Source organism: Pseudovibrio sp. WM33 (assembly GCF_001623165.1).
In the GTDB taxonomy this organism is placed as follows: Bacteria; Pseudomonadota; Alphaproteobacteria; order Rhizobiales; family Stappiaceae; genus Pseudovibrio.
In genome coordinates this window covers 1-8,358 of the sequence record NZ_LMCK01000011.1, presented here as the reverse complement: position 1 = coordinate 8,358, position 8,358 = coordinate 1, and the positions used below count along the sequence as shown (strand labels likewise).

The window sequence follows — 8,358 nt, the reverse complement described above, 5'->3', positions numbered from 1 at the left end:
AATGATGATGCCGGATCAATTTTGAACGCTCATTGACACCTCTTTAACCGTTTAAATTACCCAAACAGGGCCATTGCTCTGTTTGGGTCTGTCTTCAAAGCGCTGCGAGCACCAGAACCTCGATTTTGTAGTAAGGTTTCGCCATGCGGGCTTCGACGCAAACTCGTGTTGGGGCTGCGTTGAGATCAGCGACCCACTCATCCCAGACATTATTCATCCCATCATATTCACGCATGTCTGCCAGCCAGATCTGGACGGAAAATACGTTTTCACGAGTTGTCCCTGCCTCAGCAAGCAAGCTGTCAACTTTTGCAAAAACATCTTTTGACTGTTCGGTGATGTCACCCTCAACCAGCTGAGACACCTGACCTGCCAAGTGAACAACATCATTGTGAATTGCTATGGCAGAAAAGCGCTTTGAACCGCCTAGTTTTTTGAGTTCTGAGCTCATTTTTACTCCAGTTTTCATCAGTCAGCGTGTTCATGCAAACACCTGACCTCTTCCATCGGTTTTCTTAATCTTGAGATTGAAGAGCGGCTGCTGATCAGTCGTTGTCTGTCAGGCCAGCACCAGCGCCACGCAGGCGGGATGCTTCTGTCGCCGGGGCGAAAGTTCGCTGTGCAAATACCCCAAGCCGGGCCCAACATGCATCCCCAACAACCGCTCTATGGATAGGTTTGCTTTGCGAGAGCATTTGTGCCGGAGCAGAACATTCAACCCGTTTGGCATGGGAGGATAAAATCGCCTCCGAGTTGCCCTGAACACAGAGTTCCTTGCCATTGGTGACCATGCGCGTGCCTTCCCATTCCACAGCAACTGGCTGGCCAAGACGCAAGGCTGCACCAGATGCAAAAGGGACGACCAGCAATGGGTAATCAACTTCCAACATTGTTATGATGTTGCCCAGCTCCATTTTGATCGCACAATCGCTCATCGCGGCGCCCGCAATGAGCGGGCTTAGCCTGCCTGCCGGAGCACGCCAAATGCCCTGAAGTGCCACCGGTGACAGGTCAACTGCTGGTAATCTGTCGTTCAGCTCTAAGAGTGAGACAAGCAAGTCTGGCCCAGGAAATCCAAAAGAGGCAAGCCAGCGCGTTCCTTTAGCGGCCTCCTCACATAAGCCCCATGGCAACCCTGCACCGCGAGAAGCACGCTTGCACATCGCTTCGATTTCATTGAGAGAATAACTCATCTAGTTGCCCCTGCTCAGTGCTGGATAGACCCAGAAATCATCAGATTGTGACGCCAACTCCTCCGGATAAGGCGCGTTTGCATACATGTTGATGCGTACCCAACGATCAGAGCGCGGATCGAATTGCACTGCGCCGAAAAAGGCAAGTTTACATCTCAACATATCGATCGGCAGAACATCGCTTGCAATCGTGTTGTCGCGGATTTCAGCATAGGGTGCCTGATTGACAATCTGAGCGCGGCGAACGATGTGACGGTATTCAGGATGCCTCAGCAGAAACTGAGCGATGTTTTTGTCTTCTGGCCAGTGGCCCAGAGCATGATAAAGCGCAGCTGCATCACGTCCGGGCGCTAAAGGTTGCTCGTATTCTTCAATCGGCTCTTCAAAGCGTTCACCCAGACGTGGCTCCAGCTTCTCCTCTGAGACATACCAGGCCTTTGCTTTGTTCTGCTGATCACTCCAATCAATTTCCAATGCCCAACCATAGACCCGTTCGAGAACTTCTCGCAGATCCTGCAGTGTCATCGCTCCAGCAATGCGGAATGTTGGCGTGTTGTCAGCGGCCATGGTGTTTGCGAGATCATCAACAAGTGCCCCATAAGGCTCCAGCATCAAGGAAGTCAGGCACTCCTGCCCTTCCAGAGACAGTTCCTTTTCTGCCCAGGTATTTAACTGGTTCCAAGGGTGATCACTTGCATCAGAGATGTTTTCGGCCTGCTGCTGCAACGATACAAGGTCACGCTTGAGCCCTTCAGTCTTTTCAGATTGGATCTGATGGTCCGTTGTCCAGGACGCAGTCAATAAAATGCTGCGCGCCAACAACTCACGAAAGAGTTCAATCTCTTGTTCACTTGCCTGAGGGAGTGCACGTACGCGTGCAGCCGCTTGTTCCCGGGCGGCAATCCAGTTGTTAAACAGTACAGGGTGATTGAGCAGAAATGGCGCCATTCCGAGGCCAGTTGAATTCCCAATGCCCATAGAACGGGCGATAGCAGGATCCAACTTTACAGCTTTTTCGCCCCCCTTCATTCGCGCCATATACTCGACAAGGTCGCGCACAAAAGCACGTGTCAGAAAGACGGAAAGCATCTCCACCTGGAACGGATTTTGAAACTCAGGACGGTCCGCGATCATTTCGCGATCCGCCGCCCCAAACTTGCCTGACCCATAAACGGCTGTGGTACGCATGAGATAGCCGACGGCTTCGATCTTTTGGAGATCCGGCTGCTCTCCCTTTGCCAGAGCCGTTACAATGTGCTCCCACAATCGCGCCGAACGGTTGGCGCGTGACAGTGATAGTTCTGTCTCACAAATGCGCCCAGCCTCTTGCAAAGGTACGTTGCGAGAAAGACGTTCAATATCCTCAGAGGTTGGAATACCGTCAAAAAGAGTGAACGTAGCGTCCCAGGCATCCGCGATCACGCGGTCTGATCGTTTCTCAGCTGGAAGATCATGCGAGAAGGCAACAAGAGAGTAGGTTCGGTCCGGACCATGAGCGCAATAGACAGCGTGCCCAACACCGCATTCATCCATTTCAAAGACAGGTCGGTCAAATCGCCAATTTTCATTCTGCATGCGTCTTAGAAGAATACGCATGAAGGATAGGCGCGATTGGTGGATTGAACCGAGCCGGCTCAACTTCATCACCTTATCAGGTGAACGCAGTTGGATTACATCGGTTTCGCAAACACTCATAATCATCTCATCCTCTGGACAATCCGAAGCTTAAATTGCCCGAGCCATATTGGATATATGTGCTCGGGCAATTTGCTTAGCTGTCTCTTCCTTTCGCTATTGTGATGCGCAATGCATCCCAAAGTGACGGAATGAGTAGCAAGGATACTGGTACTGCGGTGATGACGATAAAGCTTTGCAACTTTGAGACGCCGCCAGACCCGACTGAAATCAGGATTATTGCCATCATACCCATTGCAATGCCCCAGAACACACGAACTGCCATAGATGGTGTTCCGCTCTTGGACATGGTGACAGAGATGACGTAGGTCATGGAGTCACCTGTTGTCGCTACGAAAATCGTTGTCAAAACCAAGAAGAGGATTGAGACAAAGAAGCCAAGCGGCAACTGCTGTGTGATCGCCAAGAGTGCAGCTGGAAGGTTGAAACCTTCAAAAGCAGTCGCGATTGACCCAGCCTGCTGAAGTTCAAATGCAATCCCAGAACCGCCAACAATAGTGAACCAGAAGTTTGTGACAATTGGCGCGACAATGGACAGCATGATCACGATAGAGCGAATGGATCTGCCACGAGAGACACGCGCGATGAACATTGCCATCAACGGGCCGTATCCCATGAACCAGCCCCAGAAGAACACAGTCCACCAGCCAAGCCAACCCGGCTCACCAAAGACACCAGCTTCGCCGCGGTAAAGCGCCATGCCGAAGAAGTTGCCAAGATATGTTGCAAAGCCTGAGAAGAAGCTGTTGAAGATGAAGGCTGTTGGGCCAGCGAGCAAGACGAAAAGCAGCAGACCGGCAGCCAGAATGACATTCAGGCGGCTCAGAAGCTGGATACCTCTGGAAAGACCGGAGATGGCTGAAATCGTATAGAGCGCGACCAGGCCAGCAATCACAACAGCTTGTGTTGTAAACCCATCTGGAATGCCAAACAGATCACTCAGACCGTAACTGACTTGCAACCCGAGGAAGCCAATCGGACCCACGGTTCCAGCAACCACAGCAATGATACTTGACGCATCTGCTATGAGACCAATTGGACCGTTGATCGCTTTGTCGCCAAACACTGGGTAAAGCAAGGTCCGCGGTGCGAGTGGCAATCCTTTTTCATAGTGATAATGCATCAGCATCACGGTACTCAAAGAGCCAAGGATCGCCCAGGCCAAAAAGCCCCAATGCATAAAGCTTTGTGCCATGGCTGCATCCACGGCAGCATCCGTGCCGGCTTCTGCGCCAAACAGTGGAGGCGATGACAGGAAGTGCGCCATTGGCTCACCCGCAGCCCAGAAGACACCGCCACCTGCTAGCAGGGTGCACATGATCATTGCGCCCCACTGGAAGACCGTAAACTCTGGCTTTGCCAGGTTGCCCATAATTGCCTTGCCGCCCGGCAATACACAAAGGATCAAGCCCAATAGAAACGTCGACAGAAGCAGCACCTGCCAAAACAAGCCGAAGTATGTTGCAGAAATATTGAAGCCCCAATCAACAAATGCCGATAATACATCGAGATTGATAAGTGCGACTAAGCAGAAGAGCACGATAAAGCCACCTGTAATCGCAAGCAGCGGCATATTGGTATCGTTAGCGTCCTCTACAGATTGCTTGGTAATGTCCGTCATGTTTCCCTCCCTGGTGACGGCAATGCAGCATGTTCAGTTAAGCTGAACAGTTCTTCTTCAACTCCGATGGGGGTGAGTTAAGCAGCCTCTTTTCGGCTGGCGCTGCGTGAAAACTGCTTTCATAAAAGCAGTACCAATTTCGGCCCATGATCCCTGCAGTTTCCTCCTCATTGAAACCGACAGTTCGCAAACCTTTTTCAAGGTTGCCAAAATCTTTGTTGCTCTCGAACCATGTAGGCATTGGCGGGAAGCCCGGCGCGCTCGCCGATCCCTCACCGTAGTCCGTCTCTTTTGTCCAACGCCCCATACGCATCCATTCCACGATGCTATCTGGCTGGTCCTGGCAAAGGTCAGAGCCTATACCCAAATGCTGTGCACCAAACTTCTCGGCAGTCCGCGCAATCATCGTGCAGAAGCTTTCAAGCGTGCACGCCGATTTGTCTTTGAGGTGATGCGGGTAAAGCGAGAAGCCCAGCATTCCGCCATTTTGCACAACGGCCTGAATAACATCATCTTTCTTGTTACGCAGCGCAGGTGCCCAATCAAACGGATTGGCATGCGTGATTGCGATTGGCCTTTCAGAGTAATCCGCAGCCTCAATCGTCGACCGATCAGCAGAATGGCTCATATCCACGACAAGCCCGACCCGGTTCATCTCCCTCACAACCTGTTTGCCCATCCGGGTAAGGCCGGTATCTTCAGCTTCATAGCAACCTGTGGCAAGCAACGACTGGTTGTTGTATGTCAGCTGCATGAATCGTGCACCAAGGCGGTGCACAATCTCAACGAGGCCGATATCATCTTCAATCGGGCTTGGGTTTTGGAACCCAAAGAGGATTGCTGTGCGGTTGGTTTCGCGTGCAACATCAATATCAGCGGCCACATAAGCGGGCATAATGAGGTAAGAGTATTGCTCAAACCAGCGGTTCCACTGCTCAAAATTGAGAACTGTCTCGCGAAAATTCTCATGATACGCGATCGTTACATGAACAGCGTCTAATCCCCCTGCCCGCATTTGCCGAAAGATTTTCTCAGACCAGTTGGCATATTGAAGATTGTCGATCCACATCACACAGGAACTCCGGATGAGATGTAGGAGGTTTTGACGATGGTGTAGAAATCCTTCGCGTGGGAGCCCTGCTCTCGTGGGCCATACGAGCTGTCTCCACGACCACCAAATGGAACGTGATAGTCAGTACCAGCTGTCGGCAGATTAACCATCACACACCCTGTACGCGCGTTTCTGCGGAAATGGGTTGCCTTTGCAAGGTTTTGCGTCACGATGCCTGATGTCAGTCCGAAATTGGTGTCATTAACGGTCGCGAGCGCTTCATCATAACTGCCAACCTTGATGACTGCCGCCAATGGTGCAAACATCTCTTCACGGTTGATTTTCATGGAATTATTCGAGTTCAGGAAGACACCGGGAGACATATAGAAACCCTGTGTCGGCATCTCCAGACGCTGCCCACCACATGCGAGCTCAGCACCTTCGGACTTACCAAGCTCAACATAAGCCAGATTTTCGTTGAGTTGTTGTTCAGAAACGACCGGACCAATCTGAGTTCCCCTCTGCAATGCATGGCCAACCTTCATGGCTTTTGTGCCAGCAATGAGCTTCTCAACAAACGCATCATGAATGGCTTCGTGGACAACCAGACGGGAAGAAGCGGTGCACTTCTGCCCGGTTCCGCCAAACGCCCCTCCGATTGCTAAAGATACAGCCAGATCAAGGTCAGCATCATCCATGACTGCAAGAGCGTTTTTGGAGCCCATTTCCATCTGAACACGTGTGAAATTCTGAACAGCTGCTGATGCAATGCCGCGGCCAACCGGAACAGAACCCGTGAAGGAAATCGCATCGACCTTTGGGCTCTCAACCAAACGTTGACCAACGTCACGACCAGAGCCCATGACCAGTGAGAAGAGGCCTTTGGGTATGTCTTGCCGCTCAATAATCTCTGCCAGAGCGACAGCAGAAGCAGGCGTCAAATTTGCCGGTTTCCAGACAACAGCATTTCCAAATGCAAGCGCTGGTGCAATCTTCCAGGAAGCCGTTGCTGTTGGGAAGTTCCACGGAGAGATGATCGCAACAACGCCAACAGCTTCCCGACGGACATCAACCTCGATACCATCCCGCACAGAATCTGCATTTTCACCGATCTGACGCAGTGTTTCAGCTGCATAGTAGGTGAAGAACTGGCCCGCACGGTAGACTTCGCCCTTACCTTCGGCGAGAGGTTTACCTTCTTCACGAGAAAGCAGCGTGCCGAGTTCCTCTGCACGCGCCATCATCTCTGTACCAATCGCATTCAGCACGTTGTATTTGCGCTCAATGCCATAAGCGGCCCACTCCGCCTGAGCAATGCGTGCCTGATCTAAGGTCGTTTCCAACTGGTCAGCAGACGCCTGCGCAAATAAACCGACAAGATCACTCAGATCCGATGGGTTCCGGTTCTCAACTTCGCTTGTGCCAGCGGTCCAGTTTCCTGCAATGAGGTTCAGTTTTGTGTCGACCATGTGATCTGCTGCCTATTCACCCGTAGAATTACTGAGCAGACTATGGACACATGATTCAATTTCAGTCAAAATCAAACTTCTGTAACTTGCTTCAGGAAAATTGAAATGCAGATCAAAATTGAGATGCTTCGTTGCTTCGTTGCAGTTGCACGAACCGGCAACCTCAGTGATGCAGCTGAGGTTCTTGGGCGCACCCCCTCTGCACTCTCTATGATGCTAAAGCAGCTGGAAGAAAATCTGGGACAATCTTTGTTTGAGACCGATCGTAAGAACCGACTCTCAGCGCTTGGATCTTTCGTTCTGGAGCAGGCAGAGCGGGAACTTTATCAATTTGACGGCATGGTTCAGGACATTGTGAACTTCGCAAAAGCAAAAAGCGGAAAAGTGCGATTGGCTGCCGTCCCATCCGTTGCGAACACAATCATGCCTGAAGTCATCGCCCAATATCTCTCTGCGCGCCCAGACGTTCACATCGAGCTCCGAGATATGGATTCTGCATCCATCCTGCGCGAACTGGCAAAAGACCGGATTGATCTAGGGATTGCATCCACACAGGGGCACGCCACTTCATTTCACACTCAAACTCTCTTCTCAGATCGCTTTGGAATTCTTTGCCACAAGTCTTGTAAGCTCTTGAAGTTAGGAGATAAGTTGCGTTGGTCTGACGTTCAAGACGAACGTCTGATTAGCAATAACCTCTCTCAGTCCATCCAAATTCCCGACTGCCAGCAACTTCATACAAACGCAGGACTAAAAGTTCACAACATCACATCTTTGATAGCCATGGTCCGCAGCAAGGTCGGCATTACGATCCTCCCCGAAACCACAGTACAGATGCTCAACTCAGAAGAAATCAGCTTTATCCCCCTGCCTGAAACCAACATACAACGCGAAATCCAACTCATCAGAAAATCCGACACCCCACCATCTCCGGCAGCACAAGAACTGGAGCAGGCGATTTTGATGTTTGTGAAGGAGAGAGGATGATTAATCTTGATACTTAGGGCTCGTCGCTCAAATTATCCAAGTTCGCTCATTAGCAGCCGCAGCACACTGCAAAAGCTTAAACTTCGACTTAGAGACTCGTGTGCCAGGAGCAGAAAACAACAAGCAGAGGAACGATAATCCGAGCACTGAAGAAACTGGAATAAACATGTTATATCAGAGGCCAATGCGCGCATGGGTGCGGGCAAAACAATTTTGAAGAAAAGAGGGACAGCAGAGCACCAGTGGTCGCGCGGGACTCTTTAAGTAAGCATCGTTACAATGACAAAAACAACCGAAAGACATTGATCAGCCCCACTTGAGTGGTCCGGTTTGAAAGTTAGT

Annotated in this window: 7 protein-coding genes; 1 reads left to right on the top strand and 6 read right to left on the bottom strand. The window is 51.0% G+C overall.

Annotation, left to right across the window (positions count from 1 at the left end; genetic code table 11):
• Nucleotides 1–94: 94 nt before the first annotated feature.
• From PsWM33_RS02655 to PsWM33_RS02630, 6 genes are all read right to left on the bottom strand, one after another.
• Nucleotides 95–451 carry a RidA family protein gene (locus PsWM33_RS02655; RefSeq protein WP_082826845.1) on the bottom strand — a complete coding sequence of 119 codons (357 nt, stop codon included), beginning with the start codon at nucleotides 449–451 and terminating at the stop codon, nucleotides 95–97.
• A 94-nt stretch (nucleotides 452–545) separates the two neighbouring features.
• Nucleotides 546–1,193 (bottom strand): DUF3726 domain-containing protein, encoded by a 648-nt coding sequence (locus PsWM33_RS02650; RefSeq protein WP_057464568.1) that lies wholly within the window; start codon nucleotides 1,191–1,193, stop codon nucleotides 546–548.
• The gene (locus PsWM33_RS02645) at nucleotides 1,194–2,888 is read right to left on the bottom strand and encodes a hypothetical protein (protein WP_244276644.1); all 1,695 of its coding nucleotides are present in this window, start codon (nucleotides 2,886–2,888) and stop codon (nucleotides 1,194–1,196) included.
• Between the two features lie 76 nt (nucleotides 2,889–2,964).
• Nucleotides 2,965–4,509, bottom strand: coding sequence for a BCCT family transporter (locus PsWM33_RS02640; RefSeq protein WP_063299122.1), 1,545 nt, complete (start codon nucleotides 4,507–4,509; stop codon nucleotides 2,965–2,967).
• Nucleotides 4,510–4,546: 37 nt separating this feature from the next.
• Nucleotides 4,547–5,578 (bottom strand): membrane dipeptidase, encoded by a 1,032-nt coding sequence (locus PsWM33_RS02635; protein WP_063299121.1) that lies wholly within the window; start codon nucleotides 5,576–5,578, stop codon nucleotides 4,547–4,549.
• Nucleotides 5,578–7,029, bottom strand: coding sequence for an aldehyde dehydrogenase family protein (locus PsWM33_RS02630; protein WP_063299120.1), 1,452 nt, complete (start codon nucleotides 7,027–7,029; stop codon nucleotides 5,578–5,580). The genes PsWM33_RS02635 and PsWM33_RS02630 overlap by 1 nt, the downstream gene beginning before the upstream one ends.
• A gap of 105 nt (nucleotides 7,030–7,134) precedes the next feature.
• Between PsWM33_RS02630 and PsWM33_RS02625 the strand changes: the two genes are divergently transcribed.
• The gene (locus tag PsWM33_RS02625; RefSeq protein ID WP_063295278.1) at nucleotides 7,135–8,016 is read left to right on the top strand and encodes a LysR family transcriptional regulator; all 882 of its coding nucleotides are present in this window, start codon (nucleotides 7,135–7,137) and stop codon (nucleotides 8,014–8,016) included.
• The last annotated feature ends 342 nt before the right edge of the window (nucleotides 8,017–8,358 follow it).

Coding starts and splice junctions, on each gene's coding strand:
- PsWM33_RS02655 (WP_082826845.1), bottom strand. CDS start 451: ATGAGCTCAGAACTCAAAAAACTAGGCGGTTCAAAGCGCTTTTCTGCC.
- PsWM33_RS02650 (WP_057464568.1), bottom strand. CDS start 1,193: ATGAGTTATTCTCTCAATGAAATCGAAGCGATGTGCAAGCGTGCTTCT.
- PsWM33_RS02645 (WP_244276644.1), bottom strand. CDS start 2,888: ATGAGTGTTTGCGAAACCGATGTAATCCAACTGCGTTCACCTGATAAG.
- PsWM33_RS02640 (WP_063299122.1), bottom strand. CDS start 4,509: ATGACGGACATTACCAAGCAATCTGTAGAGGACGCTAACGATACCAAT.
- PsWM33_RS02635 (WP_063299121.1), bottom strand. CDS start 5,578: ATGTGGATCGACAATCTTCAATATGCCAACTGGTCTGAGAAAATCTTT.
- PsWM33_RS02630 (WP_063299120.1), bottom strand. CDS start 7,029: ATGGTCGACACAAAACTGAACCTCATTGCAGGAAACTGGACCGCTGGC.
- PsWM33_RS02625 (WP_063295278.1), top strand. CDS start 7,135: ATGCAGATCAAAATTGAGATGCTTCGTTGCTTCGTTGCAGTTGCACGA.